Source organism: Bradyrhizobium sp. 45, from assembly GCF_023073155.1.
Taxonomy (GTDB): Bacteria; Pseudomonadota; Alphaproteobacteria; order Rhizobiales; family Xanthobacteraceae; genus Bradyrhizobium; species Bradyrhizobium canariense_D.
On the sequence record NZ_JADPIX010000122.1, the window covers coordinates 736,475 to 752,801 of the forward strand.

The 16,327-nt window shown below is 65.6% G+C and carries 13 protein-coding genes and 3 pseudogenes; 7 read left to right on the forward strand and 9 right to left on the reverse strand.

The window, feature by feature from the left end; all coding sequences use genetic code 11:
• Positions 1 to 125: 125 nt before the first annotated feature.
• From uvrB to IVB42_RS23925, 4 genes are all read right to left on the reverse strand, one after another.
• Positions 126 to 3,101: an excinuclease ABC subunit UvrB gene (uvrB, locus tag IVB42_RS23910; RefSeq protein ID WP_018453533.1), complete on the reverse strand. Its 2,976-nt coding sequence runs from the start codon at positions 3,099 to 3,101 to the stop codon at positions 126 to 128.
• A 101-nt stretch (positions 3,102 to 3,202) separates the two neighbouring features.
• On the reverse strand, positions 3,203 to 3,433 hold the full coding sequence (locus tag IVB42_RS23915; RefSeq protein ID WP_018453534.1) for a hypothetical protein: 231 nt from the start codon (positions 3,431 to 3,433) through the stop codon (positions 3,203 to 3,205).
• Between the two features lie 58 nt (positions 3,434 to 3,491).
• Positions 3,492 to 3,719, reverse strand: coding sequence for a hypothetical protein (locus IVB42_RS23920; RefSeq protein WP_007596778.1), 228 nt, complete (start codon positions 3,717 to 3,719; stop codon positions 3,492 to 3,494).
• 123 nt (positions 3,720 to 3,842) lie between these two features.
• Positions 3,843 to 4,760: a LysR substrate-binding domain-containing protein gene (locus IVB42_RS23925; protein WP_247369030.1), complete on the reverse strand. Its 918-nt coding sequence runs from the start codon at positions 4,758 to 4,760 to the stop codon at positions 3,843 to 3,845.
• 122 nt (positions 4,761 to 4,882) lie between these two features.
• Here IVB42_RS23925 and IVB42_RS23930 point away from each other — a divergent pair.
• The 3 genes and pseudogenes from IVB42_RS23930 to IVB42_RS23940 all read left to right on the forward strand — a co-directional run.
• Positions 4,883 to 5,479: pseudogene (locus tag IVB42_RS23930) on the forward strand (TSUP family transporter); the annotation flags it as partial.
• Between the two features lie 35 nt (positions 5,480 to 5,514).
• A complete protein-coding gene (locus IVB42_RS23935; RefSeq protein WP_026232550.1) occupies positions 5,515 to 6,732 on the forward strand; it encodes a DUF1501 domain-containing protein in 1,218 nt (405 codons plus the stop codon).
• 80 nt (positions 6,733 to 6,812) lie between these two features.
• Positions 6,813 to 7,135 (forward strand): annotated as a pseudogene (locus IVB42_RS23940) (antibiotic biosynthesis monooxygenase).
• An 18-nt stretch (positions 7,136 to 7,153) separates the two neighbouring features.
• Here the strand turns inward: IVB42_RS23940 and IVB42_RS23945 are convergent.
• From IVB42_RS23945 to IVB42_RS23965, 5 genes and pseudogenes are all read right to left on the reverse strand, one after another.
• Positions 7,154 to 8,094, reverse strand: a pseudogene (locus tag IVB42_RS23945) (aldo/keto reductase).
• Positions 8,095 to 8,368: 274 nt separating this feature from the next.
• Positions 8,369 to 8,824 (reverse strand): GNAT family N-acetyltransferase, encoded by a 456-nt coding sequence (locus IVB42_RS23950; RefSeq protein ID WP_018453542.1) that lies wholly within the window; start codon positions 8,822 to 8,824, stop codon positions 8,369 to 8,371.
• Positions 8,825 to 8,890: 66 nt separating this feature from the next.
• Complete coding sequence (locus tag IVB42_RS23955) at positions 8,891 to 9,703, reverse strand: PAS-domain containing protein (RefSeq protein ID WP_018453543.1); 813 nt, start codon at positions 9,701 to 9,703, stop codon at positions 8,891 to 8,893.
• Positions 9,704 to 9,832: 129 nt separating this feature from the next.
• A complete protein-coding gene (locus IVB42_RS23960; RefSeq protein WP_018453544.1) occupies positions 9,833 to 10,027 on the reverse strand; it encodes a hypothetical protein in 195 nt (64 codons plus the stop codon).
• Between the two features lie 365 nt (positions 10,028 to 10,392).
• Positions 10,393 to 11,043: a glutathione S-transferase family protein gene (locus IVB42_RS23965; RefSeq protein WP_018453545.1), complete on the reverse strand. Its 651-nt coding sequence runs from the start codon at positions 11,041 to 11,043 to the stop codon at positions 10,393 to 10,395.
• A gap of 492 nt (positions 11,044 to 11,535) precedes the next feature.
• Between IVB42_RS23965 and IVB42_RS23970 the strand changes: the two genes are divergently transcribed.
• From IVB42_RS23970 to IVB42_RS23985, 4 genes are all read left to right on the forward strand, one after another.
• Complete coding sequence (locus IVB42_RS23970; protein ID WP_007596745.1) at positions 11,536 to 12,738, forward strand: pyridoxal phosphate-dependent aminotransferase; 1,203 nt, start codon at positions 11,536 to 11,538, stop codon at positions 12,736 to 12,738.
• 160 nt (positions 12,739 to 12,898) lie between these two features.
• On the forward strand, positions 12,899 to 13,378 hold the full coding sequence (locus tag IVB42_RS23975) for a DUF992 domain-containing protein (RefSeq protein ID WP_026232551.1): 480 nt from the start codon (positions 12,899 to 12,901) through the stop codon (positions 13,376 to 13,378).
• Between the two features lie 168 nt (positions 13,379 to 13,546).
• Positions 13,547 to 15,595, forward strand: coding sequence for an elongation factor G (locus IVB42_RS23980; protein WP_026232552.1), 2,049 nt, complete (start codon positions 13,547 to 13,549; stop codon positions 15,593 to 15,595).
• Between the two features lie 358 nt (positions 15,596 to 15,953).
• Positions 15,954 to 16,226: a helix-turn-helix transcriptional regulator gene (locus IVB42_RS23985; RefSeq protein ID WP_007614761.1), complete on the forward strand. Its 273-nt coding sequence runs from the start codon at positions 15,954 to 15,956 to the stop codon at positions 16,224 to 16,226.
• Positions 16,227 to 16,327 lie beyond the last annotated feature (101 nt).

The following is a 16,327-nucleotide window of genomic DNA, read 5'->3' on the forward strand; positions in this document are numbered from 1 at the left end:
TGACCACCGTGCTGCTGCTGTCGGTGATGGCGGTGGTGACGGCGAGCCTGGGGTGAGTTCGCGTTCTCATGATTCTCCGACGCCGCCATGAACAACCATGGGCGGCGCCGGCGCTCCGCGCCCCCTTACCTCTTCTTCCACCCACCCCTATGCCCCGGCGCCCCACCGCTCGACCTCGGCGATGGCCCGAACTCCGGCCCTGACTGCCTTGAATCCGTCGGCTGGATGATGCGGCTCTCGCCACCGAACGGCTTCGACGGCAGCGCGCGGTCGCCCCGATATGGCAACGATTCCGGGCCGTGCATCTCGTCGAGATGCGGCTTGTGGATTCGCGAGCCCTTGCTGCCGCTGGCCTTGAGCGCTGTGGCGGCGCTCTTGTTCTTCAGCGCGCTGACCGGCAAATTGGCGGCGTCGCCGTATTTCTTCGCGCCCGCATAGGCTCCGGCCTTGCCCTGCACCGTGCGCTGCTTGACGGTGGGATCGTCGACCACCGCGAGCTCGGTGGCGCGCAGGCGCTTGACCTCGTCGCGCAGGCGCGCGGCTTCCTCGAAGTTCAGATCGGCGGCGGCCTCGCGCATCCTCGTCTCGAGATCGCCGAGCACGGCTTCAAAATTGTGGCCGATCGAGATGACGTCGTCGGTCATGTCGTGGCCGCCGATCTCGACCAGCACGTGATCGCGCTCGTAGACGCTGTTCATGATGTCGCCGATCGACTTCTTGATGCTCTCCGGCGTGATGCCATGCGCCGTGTTGTACTCGACCTGCTTCTCGCGGCGGCGGTCGGTTTCGGCGATGGCGCGCTCCATCGATCCCGTCATCTGGTCGGCATAGAGGATCACCTTGCCGTCGACGTTGCGCGCGGCGCGGCCGATGGTCTGGATCAGCGAGGTTTCGCTGCGCAGGAAGCCTTCCTTGTCGGCGTCGAGGATCGCGACCAGCGCGCATTCGGGAATGTCGAGGCCTTCGCGCAGCAAATTGATGCCGACCAGCGCGTCGAACGCGCCGAGCCGCAGATCGCGAATGATCTCGATGCGTTCGATGGTGTCGATATCGCTGTGCATGTAGCGAACGCGAATGCCCTGCTCATGCAGATATTCGGTGAGATCCTCCGCCATGCGCTTTGTCAGCACCGTAATCAGCGAGCGATAGCCGGCCTGCGCCGTGGCCCGGACCTCGCCGACGAGATCGTCGACTTGGGTGCGGGCCGGGCGGATGTGGACCGGCGGATCAATCAGACCGGTCGGGCGAATCACCTGCTCGACGAACACGCCGCCGCTCTCGTTGATCTCCCAGGCGCTGGGCGTCGCGGAGACCGCGATGGTCTGCGGCCGCATCATGTCCCATTCCTCGAAGCGCAGCGGGCGGTTGTCCATGCAAGAGGGCAGCCGGAAGCCATATTCGGCGAGCGTCGCCTTGCGGCGGAAGTCGCCGCGGAACATGCCGCCGATCTGGGGAACGGTGACGTGGCTCTCGTCGGCGAACACCAGCGCGTTGTCGGGCACATATTCGAACAGCGTCGGCGGCGGCTCGCCGGGCAGGCGCCCGGTGAGATAGCGCGAATAGTTCTCGATGCCGGCGCAGCTTCCGGTTGCCTCCATCATCTCGAGGTCGAAGGTGGTGCGTTGCTCCAGTCTTTGCGCTTCCAGCAGGCGGCCCTGGTCGTGGAGCTGGTCCAGCCGCATCTTCAATTCGGATTTGATCGACTTGATCGCCTGCACCAGCGTCGGGCGCGGCGTCACATAGTGCGAGTTGGCGTAGATCTTGATGAATTCGAGCTCGTCCTGCTTGTGGCCGGTGAGCGGGTCGAACTCCTCGATGGTCTCGACGGTGTCGCCGAACAGGTTCACGCGCCAGGCACGGTCTTCATAGTGCGCCGGGAAGATGTCGATGACATCGCCGCGCACGCGAAATGTGCCGCGGGTAAAATCGGCCTGGGTGCGCTTGTACTGCAGCGCGACGAGGTCGGCGATCAGCTGGCGCTGGTCGATGCGCTCGCCCTTCTTCAGGGCAAAGGTCATCGCGGTGTAGGTTTCGACCGAGCCGATACCGTAGATGCAGGACACCGAGGCAACGATGATGACGTCGTCGCGTTCGAGCAGCGCGCGCGTCGCCGAGTGGCGCATGCGGTCGATCTGCTCGTTGATCGAGGAGTCCTTTTCTATGTAGGTGTCGGTGCGAGGGACATACGCTTCCGGCTGGTAATAGTCGTAATAGCTGACGAAATACTCGACCGCGTTGTCGGGGAAGAAGCTCTTGAACTCGCCATAGAGCTGGGCGGCGAGCGTCTTGTTCGGTGCCAGGATGATGGCGGGCCGCTGCGTCGCCTCGATCACCTTGGCCATGGTGTAGGTCTTGCCGGAGCCGGTCACGCCGAGCAGCACCTGCGAGCGGTCGTTGCGGTTGATGCCCTCGACCAGCTCGGCGATCGCGGTTGGCTGGTCGCCGCGCGGCTCATAATGCGACTTGATCTCGAAGCGCACGCCGCCTTCGGACTTTTCCGGGCGCGGCGGCCGATGCGGGGTCCACACCCTGGTGGAGCCGTCGTCCTTGCGGAACTCCGGCCGGCCCTCGCGGATCAGCGATTCCAGCGCGTCGGCGGTGGCCTTGACGCCGAGCGCCTCCATCTTGCTGCGCGGCGGACGAGCCAGGGCTTCGGCATCGTCCTCTTCCGTCGGGAGGCCGAGCTGACGCGCCAGTTCCGGATCGAGCGTCGGTATCGTGGCCGCGGTTCCGTAATTGGCCTGCGGCGCCTCGTCGAAGCCCGCGTCGCGGGCGCCGGGCGGCTGCGGATTGGGCCGCAGCGGCATTGGCCTCGTATTGTCCTGCGGAAACTCTTTCGGCGTCGAGGCCCGCGCGCGATGCGCGGCGGCCTCGCCTCCGGAGCGGCGATCGCGCGAATTGTCCGGCGGCGGCTGCAGTCCGGTGCCCGATCCGAGCCCGGCACCGCCGCGATTGATCGCGGGATTGAGCAACTCGGCCAACGCCGGCCCGATCGGCTGCACGTCGGGGCGAGACGCCTTGGAATTCGGCGCCTTCGCGTTCGGAGCCTTGGCCTTGGGGGATTTGCCGGATTTTTCGGAGGATGCAGGTTTCTTCGCCATGCTCCGAATATGGGGCGAGTCCGCCTCGCAATAAAGAGCGAATGCCCGGCAATGCTCAGACTGCTGACAGCAGGTTGGCAGCAGGCCTTGGGATCTTGCGATCAGGCCGCCGGCAGCGGTCCCTCATCGTCCCCGGCTGCCTGACGCGGCTCGAGGATGTCGAGATGGATGCCGCCGCAATCGGTGCAGCGCATGGTCCAATACTCGCATCCGGCACGGCCGCCGATCACGCGGAGCACCGTGAGATCGCCCTCGCATTCCGGGCAGCTGGACAACACATTGCGGGTGTAAATCCTCGGCCGCGGCGTGTCTTCGAATTCGATGACTGACATGACCGATTTCCCCCTTTGACCCTGCGCCGTTCCTTGGTTCGCCTGCAGTCCCGCTCGCTTATTCGTCGTCGCTGTCGTCGGCCCGCCGGCGGAAGCGATCGATGTGGTGCTTGGCATGGGCAATCGCGGCATCGGGATCAGGCCAGGCGAAGCCGACTTCCATGGCCGGAAACAGCACGCCGTCGATGGCAACCGGGCTGAAATCGGCACGCCGGATCCGGGCGTGCCACAGCCCCTGGCCAGCTTCGAAGGATTCGATGTCAAAGCCGTCGTAAAGGGTCGTCATTGCAGTCCCCAAAATGTTTTATTCGAGCGCCTTGTTGGAGGGTCAGGGGACCACGTTTGCGGATTCTGGGATGTGAAGCCGTTCACAAGCGGCGGGCTTTTTTGCCAAAGTCCGATAGCAGCGTCAGTTCCGCGCGCTGGTGCGGCCGGGCCGCCGGACGGGACGGGCGGCGGGTTCCGACGCCACGCGCATGATCCACCGGCGGAACGCGGCAAAGTCGCGCTGCTCGGTCTGGAAGCTGCGATAGAGCAGGTACCAGCGCATGCCCTTGGGCACCGAGAGCTCGAATGGCGCCACCAGCCGGCCGGCGGCGAGGTCGTCGTCGATATAGGGTCGGATGCCCATGGCGATTCCGAGCCCGTCGGCGGCAGCCTGAAGCGCCTGGCCGTAGAACTGGAACTCCGGTCCCCGCGCGTTGACGCGCGCGAGGTTTGCGGCCTTGAGCCAGATCGGCCAGTCCTCGGGCGAATGCGCGACGCGGATCAGGCTCGGTGCCTTGAGATCGGCCGGGCGCTTCAGCGAGGAGGCGAGGCGGGGCACGCAGACCGGCGTGAGGTCGCCGGCGAACAGCGGCTCGGCCACCAGCCCCGGCCAGTCGCCGGTGCCGAGCTGGATGCCGCAGCTCCAGTCCTCGCCGAACGGCACCGACGCGCCGCCGGTGGTGAAGCGCACCTCGATGTCGGGCTCTTCGCTGCGAAACTCCGACAGGCGCGGGATCAGCCAGCGCATCGCAAAGGTGTGGCCGATGCCGATGGTGAGCACGCGGACGCTCGAGGGCGCCGTCACCTGCGCGGTGAGGCTTGCGAGCGCATCGAAGATCGGCGTCAGCCCGCTCTGATAGGCGCGGCCCGCCTGCGTCAGCAGCAGCTTGTTGGCCTTGCGCTCGAACAGCGCGACGCCGAGCCGTTCTTCCAGGATGTGCACCATGCGGCTCACGGCGGCTGCCGATACGCTCAGCTCGAGGCCGGCCGCGGCAAAGCTGCCGGCCCGCGCCGCGGCCTCGAATGCCTTGATGCCGTTGAGAAACAGCAAGCGCCGCAAATGCCCGACCCTCAGGAAAGCTGATGCCAGGCCAAGATAACTCAGTTTGCGTAGACGGGGCAAGCGGGGCACGTTTCCTTCGCTTCGCGCCGCGAGCGGGGAGAAGGTCGGGAGATTTTTACGTGACGCCCATCATGATCGCTGCCCTTGGATTGCTGATGGTCGGCACCGCGTTCCTGTCGGGGCTGTTCGGCATGGCGGGCGGGCTGATCCTGATCGGCGTGCTGCTGGCCTTGATGCCGCTGCCGACCGCGATGGTGCTGCATGCGATCACGCAGATGACCTCGAACGGCTGGCGCGCCTTTCTCTGGCGGACGCATATCCGCTGGCGCCCGGTCGCGAACTATATGGTCGGCGCGGCCGTCGCGCTCGCGGCGTGGTCGCTCACGCGCTACGTACCGGACAAGCCGGTCGCGCTGCTGCTGCTCGGGATCACGCCGTTCATGGCCCGGCTGCTGCCCGCCAACATCAAGCCGGATCCCGACCGTCTCTGGCAGGGCACCGTCTACGGCACGATCTGCATGGGCCTCATGCTGATGACCGGCGTGTCGGGGCCGCTGCTCGACACCTTCTTCCTCGGCGGCGATTTCGGCCGGCGCGAGAAGGTGGCGACCAAGGCGATGTGCCAGCTCGTCAGCCATTTCAGCAAGCTGATCTATTTCGGCGGCGTGATCGACCAGGCGGCGACGCTCGATCCCGTGCTCGCGGCCGTCGCGATCGCAGCACTGTCGCCCGAAATGCAGAGGAGATGATGATGATCGACTGCGTCGAGAACCGGCTCCTCACCTCGCGGCGCGGCCTCCTGCTTGGCGGCGCCTCGTTCGCGGCCTGGGCTTACTTGCCGAAATTCGCGCGCGCCGCGGATGGCCGCGATCCTCGCCTGATCGTGGTGATCCTGCGCGGCGCGCTTGATGGGCTTTCGACCGTCGCGCCCGTCGGCGATCCCGATTATGCCGGCCTGCACGGGGCGATCGCGCTCACGGCGGACGGTGCGCATCCCGCGATCATGCTCGATACTTTCTTTGCGCTGCATCCGGCGATGCCTGAGTTCGCACGCATGTATCGCGACAGGCACGCCGCGGTGATCCACGCGGTCGCGACGCCCTATCGCGACCGCTCGCATTTCGACGGCCAGGACGTGCTCGAAAGCGGCTATGCCGGCCCGGGGCGCGTGCAATCCGGTTGGCTCAACCGCGCGCTGGAAGCGCTGCCGCGCGGCGAGCGGGTGTCGAGTGCTCTTGCCGTCGGCCCGACCACGCCGCTGGTGCTGCGCGGCAATGCGCCGACCGTCGGCTGGGCGCCGGTGGCGCTGCCGCAAGCCGATGACGACACCGCAATGCGTCTGGTCGAGCTCTATCGTCACCGCGATCCCGCGCTGGCGGCTGTGCTGTCGCAGGGCCTTGCGCTGGAAAAGGCCGCGAGCGGCGACGACATGAAGCCGAAGCCGGGCAACGCGGTCGCGCAGATGCGGCAGGTCGCGCGCGGCGCCGCAAAACTGATGGCGTCCGACGACGGCCCGCGCATCGCGGCGCTCGCGTTCGATGGCTGGGACACGCACGCCAATGAAGGCGGCCCTGTCGGTCGCCTCGCATTCCTGCTCGGCGGGCTCGACGGTGCGCTCGCCGAGTTCGAAAGCGGCTTAGGGGAACGCTGGCGCGACACCGTCGTCGTGGTCGCCACCGAATTCGGCCGCACCGCGCGCATCAACGGCACAGACGGCACCGATCACGGCACGGGAACGATCGCGCTGCTCGCCGGCGGCGCGGTGAAGGGCGGCCGCGTCATCGCCGACTGGCCCGGCCTCAAGCCCGCCAACCTTTTCGAGGCCCGCGACCTCAAGCCCACCACCGATCTGCGCTCCGTGATCAAGGGCGTGCTGCAGGGCCAGTTCGGCCTGTCGGATCGCGTGCTGGCCGAGACGGTGTTTCCAGATAGCGCAAGCGCACGTCCGATGAAGGGGTTGGTTGCTTAACCTACGATTCCGGGGCCCGCACCTTGCGGCGCGTCCCGGAATGACGACATGATCGGCCGAACGTCAGGAGACCATCACCCATGTACATCGCCATGAACCGCTTCCGCGTCGCCAAGGGCTCCGAGGCTGCTTTCGAACAGGTCTGGCTTTCGCGAATACTCATTTGGACAAGGTGCCGGGCTTCGTCGAGTTTCATCTGCTGCGTGGCCCCGAGCTCGAGGATCACACGCTGTACGCCTCGCACACGGTGTGGGCGAACCATGCGGCGTTCGAGGCCTGGACCAAATCGGATGCCTTTCGTGTCGCGCACGCGCGGGCCGGCGACACCAAGCCGACCTATCTCGGCCATCCCCAGTTCGAGGGCTTCGAGGTGATGCAGACGGTGGGGCGCGGCGCCAAGTAGCGCGCGCCGCCGCAAAGATCAGCCCAGCGTGATCTTGTCGATCTCCGCCATCTCCTCCGCACCGAGTTTCCACGCAATCGCCTTCACGTTCTCCTCGACCTGCGCGACGCGGGTGGCGCCGGCAATCACGCTCGACACTTGCGGGCGCGCGGCGAGCCAGGAGAAGGCGAGCTCGAGCATGCTGTGCCCGCGCGCTTTCGCAAATGCCGTGAGCTTCTCGACGATGTCCTCGTTGCGCGGCGTGACATAGCGGTCGCGTAATGCCGGTACCTTGCCGAAGCGCGTATCGGTCGGGGCGGCCGCGCCGCGCTGGTACTTGCCGGTGAGCAGCCCGCTTGCGAGCGGGAAGAACGGCAGCAGGCCGAGCTTGTACTCTTGTGCCGCCGGCAGCAGATCCTTTTCGATGTCGCGCACCAGCAGGCTGTATTCGTCCTGGCAAGAGACGAAGCGGCTGACATTCATCGCGCGCGCGGTGAACTCGGCCTCCGCTAGGCGCAGGCCGGAAAATTGGAATTGCCGATGTAGCGCACCTTGCCTTGACGGACGAGATCGTCGAGCGCGCGCAGCGTCTCCTCCATCGGAGTCAGCGGGTCGTAATCGTGCTGCTGATAGAGATCGATGTAGTCGGTCTTGAGCCGCGTCAGGCTCGCCTCGACTGCGTTCATGATGTAGCGGCGCGAAGCGCCCTGCTTGGTTCCGTCGGCCGCCATCGGCTTGGAGAATTTGGTGGCGAGCACGATCTCCTTGCGGCGGTCGCCGAGCACGGTGCCGAGCACCGTTTCCGAACCGCCCATGCCGGCATAGATGTCGGCGGTGTCGAACAGCGTGATGCCGAGATCGAGCGCGCCGTGGATCACCTTGCGCGAGGTCTCCAGGTCCGTGCGCTGGCCGAAATTGTTGCAGCCAAGCCCGACCGCAGACACGCGCAGGCCGGAGGCGCCGAGATTGCGAATTTCCATGGGAGATCCCCGTCGGAGATGGGCAGGGGCGCATTGTGACCGCGGTGCCCCGCCGCAGCAAGCCGTGCGCCGCGTTGCTGCCATGCTGACAAGGCTGCCGACAAGGACTGCCGACAAAAAAATGCGGCCCCTGTCAGACGCGGCGACTGACGGGGACCGCTTTGGGGCGCTTGATCGGTGACGGGGGGCTGACCAGACGCAGCTGCAGCCTAGTCCCGCTATGTTACGCGCAGGTGACAGACAGAGTTATCCACAGGCGGCGCGATCGCGAGGATCAGAAGATCTTGCGATAGACGATGAACCCGGAACGCTCGGCGACCTTGTCGTACAGGCGCTGCGCCGTCACGTTGGTCTCGTGCGTCTGCCAGTACACGCGCGGCGATCCCATGAGCTTTGCGCGCTCGTAGACGCCGTGGATCAGCGCCGAGCCGACGCCCTTGCCGCGCGCGGCCTCGGTCGTGAACAGGTCCTGCAGATAGCAGGACGGCTCGATCGCGGTGGTGCTGCGGTGAAACAGGTAATTCGTCATCCCGAGCAGGCGGCCGTCACTCTCGGCGACCAATCCGTGCACCGGCTCATAGGCATCGAAAAAGCGCTGCCATGTCACGCGCGTGATTTCGGGCGAGAGCGCGGTCGGACCGGAGCGGCCGTAGAAGGCGTTGTAGCCGTCCCACAGCGGCAGCCATTGATCGTAGTCCTGCCTGGTGACGGGGCGAATGGTGAGCGACATATGAAATTCCCGCGATCGATGAGGCGTCCTTCATACGTGATGATGGACGTGCTGATCAATCGCGCATCACTCCGCGACGCGCAGATACCGGATCAGCTTGCGGCCCGCGGGATCGCGCAGCGAGCGGTAGTAGTCGGCGCGGGACGGCGCATCGGTGTGGCGCACGAGGTCGGTCACCGGCGTGTAGCTCAGCATGCGGCCGCCGTCGGGCAGCGCGGCACAGACGAAGCGCAACACCTCGCCATTGCGCAAGGCGATGTTGATCGGCGTGGCATCGCCGATCCGGACCATCTCCATGCGCTGAGCGATGAAGGTGCCGAGTTCGTCCTCGGGCAATTCGAACGCGCCGGTGTCGCGGCCGTGATACATCAGCGCGACGAACGGCGGCTTGCCGTCGGCGATGTCGTCCGGCACCGCAAAATAATCGCGGAACGCGCGGTTGATGAATTCGGCGCGCGTCTCGGCATCGAGCAGCACGATGCCGATATCGACCTGGTCGAGCGCGGCCGACAGCCGCGCGGCGATGGCGTGACTCCGACGCTCGGCGGCAAACGTGCCGAGCAGCCGCTGGCGCATCAGGCCGGTGATGCCTGCGGTGCCCGCGGCCGTCGCGGCCAGGAGGCCGAGCTGGATCATATCCGCCGTGGTAAGGCCTGCAACGCCGTGCCGGCTGAGGAGCAGCAGTGCCGCGCCGATGACGGCGATGGCTGCGCTGGCGACGGCGGAAGCGGGACCCGAGAGCGCGCCGGCGAGCGCCACGATGCAGACGAGCAGCGGCGCGGGCCAGGGAGTGGGGACGAAGCGATCGAAAAACACCGTCAGCAGCAAAGTCGCTGCCGTCAGCGCCGGACCGGAGATCGCACGCCATCCCAACCGCATGGGGCTGTCTCGCTCCTTCCTGAACGAGGTAAGGCGGCAACACTGACCGTACATTGCGCCATTGCGATGCGGTTTCGCGCGGTGTGCTTAAGGTGCGCTTTGGGTCTCGCGCAAAGCTTTCGGATGATTTTAGACCAAGTGCGCGTGCTTGAGACGTTGTTGCAGCGCGGGCGCATTCAGCTTCGACGTCCCCTGGCCCTTGCGCGTGCCGACGAAGATCAACAGCGATGCCGCGACCAGGATGGCCGCGGTCAGGGTGATTGCAACGATGACCACAGGTGATTTCATCGACGTCCTGTCGCGATGCCGGTCGGCGCGGGCCATGCGGCGCCTTGAAGGCGGGTCCAGGATGAAGCGGGAATCAGACCGGCAGGCCCATCGCCATGGTCGCCTTGGTCGACAGCACCGTCAGGGTGACGATCAGGCACAACGAGAGCGCGGCGACGGCGAGCGAGGCCGCGACCGCGTTGGTCAGCCGGGAAGACGAAACGGTAGCGGGTGGGCCCTGAAAGCCTGCCGTGCCGGACGCCCGAATTATGGTCTAAATCCTTCAACGCGCGAGCGAATCACCCGCGACATCGAACAATTTCACTGTTGCAATCGGCAATATTGCGGCGGCCAATCGAGCGAAAATGGCGAGATTGCGGCAATGGTGACCTTTATGCCCGCTATTTGCCAGAGCTCGCCCCTCAGGCACCAGCGGCGATGCTGGCGGGGTCCTCGATGTCGGCCGGCCGCCAGTCCATTGCGACGTAGCCAGGCGCCGCTTCCACGCGCTTCAGCCAGTCCCGGATCGCCGGGAAGGTCGAGAGGTCGAAGTCGCAGCGGTCGGCGAGGTGGGTATAGCCGTACAGCGCGATGTCGGCGACCGTGAGCTGGCGGGCGGCGAAATAGGCGTTGGTCCTGAGATGATTCTCCATCACCTGGAGCGCGCCATAGCCGCGCTCCATCCAGTCCTCCAGCGAATGAGTCTGGAGGTCGCGGCCGCCCCTCACCAGCGACAGCCAGAAATAGGCCGCGCCGATGTTCGGCTCCAGCGCGTGCTGCTCGAAGAACATCCATTGCAGCGCGTCGGCGCGATCGATGCGGTTCTCCGGCGCGAGCGGCGTGCCGACGGCGACGTACCAGAGAATGGCGTTGGACTCGGCGAGATAGCGATCGTCGCCGACCTCGAGCAGCGGCACCTGGCCGGATGGGTTCTTGGCCAGGAAGTCCGGGGTGCGGCTCTCGCCGCGCAGAATGTCCACCTCGACCGCTTCGTACGGCAAGTTCAGCAGCGCCAGCGCAAGGCGGACCTTGTAGCTGTTGCCCGAGCGCTGCATCGAATAGAGCTTGTACATTCTGGGGATGATTCCGGACGACGGGAGGGCGCGGCGCTTGTTGCCCCGCAACGCGGCTAAACAATGATGCCGATGCGAATCCGCCGCAAGACCCGGCCAATAGAAAAACTCGAAAACCCTACCGCATTGCAATGCGGCGGAAGATCATTTCCGTGCGACCATCCAACTCAGTTCACGCTTGCGTCAACGCGCAAGTGCGTTGCTCGACGCGATCGTGTGCGAGCACCGCGGTCGCGTCTTGGGCACTGAAGCTTCCGCATCGTCATGGCCCGCAAAATTGCTCCGAGGGCACGCGTTGTCGGATATAAGGGGTTTGCGCGGCAAAGTTACGGAATATTGCGGGAAATCGCGGCTCGAAACGCCAGACACGTAAACTTTTGCGGGATCGGACCGAAGTTTCTTGCGGTGCAACGGCACTCGTTTTAGGGTGGTTCATTCCCACAATCGGAGTCGTGAAGCCAAAGGGCTCACGACGCTTGTCAGGAGATGACGATGTCCTTCCTTGCCGCTGCGCTCGACCGTGTGAAGCCGTCCGCGACCATCGCGGTCACGGATAAAGCACGTGCGCTGAAAGCGGCGGGCCGCAACGTCATCGGTCTCGGCGCCGGCGAGCCCGACTTCGACACGCCCGCGAACATCAAGCTGGCCGCGATCCACGCCATCGAAGCCGGCAAGACCAAGTACACCGCGGTCGACGGCATTCCCGAGTTGAAGGAAGCCATTATCGCCAAGTTTCAGCGCGAGAACGGCGTCGTCTACAAGGCGAACCAGATCATCGTCGGCACCGGCGGCAAGCAGGTGCTCTACAACGCGCTGATGGCAACCATCAATCCGGGCGACGAGGTGATCATCCCCGCGCCGTACTGGGTCAGCTATCCCGAGATGGTGGCGCTCGCCGGCGGCGAGCCGGTGCCGGTGGTCTGCACCGCCGCGACCGGCTTCAAGCTCCAGGCCGAGGCACTCGAGCGCGCGATCACGCCGAAGACCAAATGGGTGATCCTGTGCTCGCCGTCGAACCCGACGGGAGCTGCCTACACCAGGACCGAGCTGAAGGCGCTCACCGACGTGCTGGTCAAGCATCCGCATGTGTGGGTGATGACCGACGACATGTACGAGCACCTCGTCTATGACGACTTCCAGTTCACCACGGTCGCGCAGGTCGAGCCGAAACTCTACGACCGCACGCTCACCGTGAACGGCGTGTCGAAGGCCTATTGCATGACCGGCTGGCGCATCGGCTATGCCGGCGGTCCGGCGCAGCTCATCAAGGCGATGTCGACGATCCAGTCGCAGTCGACCTCGAACCCGTCGTCGATCGCGCAATGGGCCGCGGTTGAGGCGCTGAACGGTCCGCAGGACTTCATCCCCGCCAACAACAAGGTCTTCAAGGAGCGCCGCGATCTCGTCGTCTCCATGCTGAACCAGGCCAAGGGCATCGAGTGCCCGCGGCCCGAGGGCGCCTTCTACGTCTATCCGTCCTGCGCCGGCACCATCGGCAAGACCGCGCCGTCGGGCAAGGTGATCGACAATGACGAGACGTTCGTCACCGAACTGCTGGAGACCGAAGGCGTCGCCGTGGTGCAGGGTTCGGCCTTCGGCCTCGGCCCCGCGTTCCGCATCTCCTACGCGACCAAGACCTCGGACCTCGAAGACGCCTGCAAGCGCATCCAGCGCTTCTGCGGCAATCTGCGCTGAACTCACAGACATGAAGTGACATCAAAGGGCCCGCGCAATGCGGGCCCTTTTTCTTTCAAGTCTGCACGATCTGGCGCCACCGGAACTGTTGTGGCATAGACCATCGCGCGGCGTGTGCCGCGCCTCCATGCTCGCATCACATTCATCGCCGGAGATATTCATGCGCCGTTCACTCCTCCTCGCCGGGCTTGCCGTTGCGAGCCTCGTCGCCTCCGTTACGGGCGCCAGCGCGCAATCGCGGATGGTGCAGGTGGGCGTGCTCGAATGCCGCGGCGGCGCCAGCGTGGGCTTCATCGTGGGATCGGTGACCCATCTCGGTTGCGTGCTGCGCGTCGATGGTTTGCCGGACGACCGTTACGTTGCGACGATCCGCAAGGTCGGTCTGGATATCGGCATCACACAGGAGACGGCTTTGGCGTGGGGCGTGTTCGCGCCGGTGAACCGGCTCGGCCCGGGCGACCTCGCCGGCAACTACGCCGGTGCGCAGGGCAGCGCCTCGGTCGGTGTCGGTCTCGGCGGCAACGTGCTGGTCGGCGGCTCCAACAATTCGATCGCGCTCCAGCCGCTCAGCGTGCAGGGCCAGGTCGGCCTCAACGTCGCCGCCGGCCTCGAGAGCCTGGAACTCCGCCCGGGACGTTGAGACTCGGCGCCAGCCGAAGCGCTCCTCCTCAACCTCTCTCCGGGAGAGGAGGAAATACCGACGACGCACCGCAGCGATTTTTGATGCTTGCCAAATCTCGGGGACGGGCAGAGCATCAGCGTTTGCCGACCCAATCATGGGCCGAGCTCCACACCAAGGAGGCGGCGAATGGGACAAGACGTCAGAAGTCCCCGAGGTCCACGGTGCATCGCGCTGGTGGGCCCTTTCCAAAGCGGTAAAACCACACTTCTCGAAGCCATCCTGGCGCGAACGGGCGCAATCCCGCGCGCCGGCAGCGTCGATGCCGGAACCTCCGTCGGCGACGCCACGCCAGAGGCCCGTCATCACAAGATGACCGTCGGGCTGACTGCCGTCACCACGAGTTTCATGGGCGACAGCTACACCTTCCTCGATTGTCCCGGTTCCGTCGAATTTGCCCACGACATGCGCGCCGCGCTGCCTGCGGTCGATGCCGCAATCGTGGTCTGCGAAGCCGACGAGAAGAAGCTGCCGCAGCTTCAGATCATCCTGCGCGAGCTGGAGGAGCTGGAGATCCCGCGTTTCCTGTTCCTCAACAAGATCGACCGCGCCAACAAGCGCATCCGCGAGACGCTCGAGATGCTCCAGCCCGCCTCGCGCGTACCGCTGGTGCTGCGCCAGATCCCGATCTGGAAGGACGAACTGATCGAGGGCTTCGTCGATCTCGCGCTGGAGCGTGCGTTCATTTACCGCGAGCACAAGGCCTCCGAAGTGGTCGCGCTCCAAGGCGGCGATCTCGATCGCGAGAAGGAGGCCCGCTTTTCGATGCTGGAGAAGCTCGCCGATCACGACGATGCGCTGATGGAGCAGCTGCTCGAGGACATCCAGCCGCCGCGCGATGCCGTGTTCGACGATCTCGCCCGCGAATTGCGCGACGGGCTAATCTGCCCCGTGCTGCTGGGCGCCGCCGCACGCGAAAACGGCGTGCTGCGTTTGATGAAAGCGTTGCGCCACGAGGCGCCCGGTATCGCGGAAACGGCAAAACGTCTCGGCGTTCCCGAAACGAGGGACGCCCTCGGCTTCGTCTTCAAGACGTTGCATTCGCAGCACGGCGGCAAGCTGTCGCTGACGCGCATGCTCGCTGGCCATCTCGACGACGGTGCCACGCTGCAAGCCTCCTCCGGAGGGGCCAGCCGCATCTCCGGCATCCTCGCCGTCACCGGGGCCTACGACACCAAGCGTACCGCGGCGGAAGCCGGCGATACGGTGGCGCTCGCCAAGCTCGACCCGATCAAGACCGGCGACACGGTCTCGAGCGGCAAGATCCAGCCGGCAGCGCTAACCGCCGTAGAACCCACTCCGCCGGTGCTCGCGATCTCGGTTGCGGCCACCGACCGCAAGGACGACGTCAAGCTCGGCCAGGCGCTGATGCGGCTGCACGAGGAGGACCCCTCGCTCGTCTTCGTGATGAACGCGCAGACCCACGACACCGTGCTGTGGGGTCAGGGCGAGATGCACTTGCGCGTCGCGAGCGAGCGGCTGCGCGATCGTTTCGGCGTCAAGGTCGCTTCGCATCCCCCCGCGATCGGCTATCAGGAAACCATCCGCAAGCCGATCGTCCAGCGCGGCCGCCACAAGAAACAGTCTGGCGGGCATGGCCAGTTCGGCGATGTCGTGCTCGACATCAGGCCGCTGCCGCGCGGCGAGGGCTTCAAGTTCGCCGAGAAGGTGGTCGGCGGCGCGGTCCCGCGCAACTACATCGGCGCGGTGGAAGAGGGGGTCATCGACGGGCTCGCCCGCGGCCCGCTCGGTTTCCCGGTCACCGATTTGCAGGTGACGCTGACCGACGGCTCCTATCATAGCGTCGATTCCTCCGACCTCGCCTTCCGCACGGCGGCGCGGGTCGGGCTCACCGAGGGCCTGCCGCAATGCCAGTCGGTGCTGCTGGAGCCGATCCATGTGGTCGAGATCGTCTGCCCGACCGACGCCACCGCCAAGATCAATGCGATTCTGTCGGCACGGCGCGGCCAGATCCTCGGCTTTGACACCCGCGACGGCTGGAGCGGATGGGACTGCGTCCGCGCCATGATGCCGGAAGCCGAGATCGGCGAATTGATCGTTGAGTTGCGCTCGGCCACGGCAGGCGCCGGCAGCTTCACCCGCCAGTTCGACCACATGGCCGAAGTCACGGGGCGCGCCGCCGACCAGATCATCGCAGCGCATCAGCACGCGGCGTGATCGGTCTGCCGAAGTAAGGGACGCATCACTGTCTCACTCCCTCTCGCCGTTCTTACGGGGAGAGGGGTGGGGTGACGGGCTTCACAATGGGCGTGGCGAAGGTTGGACTCACGCTGCTCCTCCCAACCGTCAGTGTGAGCGCAGCGACTTGTCCGCCGAAGCTTTAGCGAAGGCGGAAGCAATCCAGTCTTTCCGCGGAGGAATTCTGGATTGCTTCGTCGCTTCGCTCCTCGCAATGACGGTGGAGACGGATGGCTCGCATGGCGAGCTTCCCCTTGCGTTCGGTCGTTTATGATGTATTTTACATCATTGTGCATGCTCCAGACATCATTTATAATCTTTCATACGTGAGGCCAAGGTGATCACGTCGTTCCAGATGCGGGCAGCGCGTGCGCTGCTCGGCATTGACCAGAGGGCCTTGGCGGAGCTCGCAGGCGTTTCGCTGCCGACCATTCAGCGGATGGAGGCGAGCACCGGCAATGTCCGCGGCGTGGTCGAGACCTTGATGAAAGTGGTCGAAGCCTTTGATCGCGCCGGCGTCGAGCTGATCGGCGAACAGGCGCGCAGCGAAGGCGGCGGACGCGGCGTTCGGCTCAAGGAGCCGGGGCCGCCGCGTCGGGTGGGAGCATGATCCCGCAATGATCATGCTCGGGAGCAGTCTTAACTAACGCACCGTCGCGCCCCGATACGCGGCCGCACGATGCATCGGAGCGTTGTGGGCAGCGGAGCATT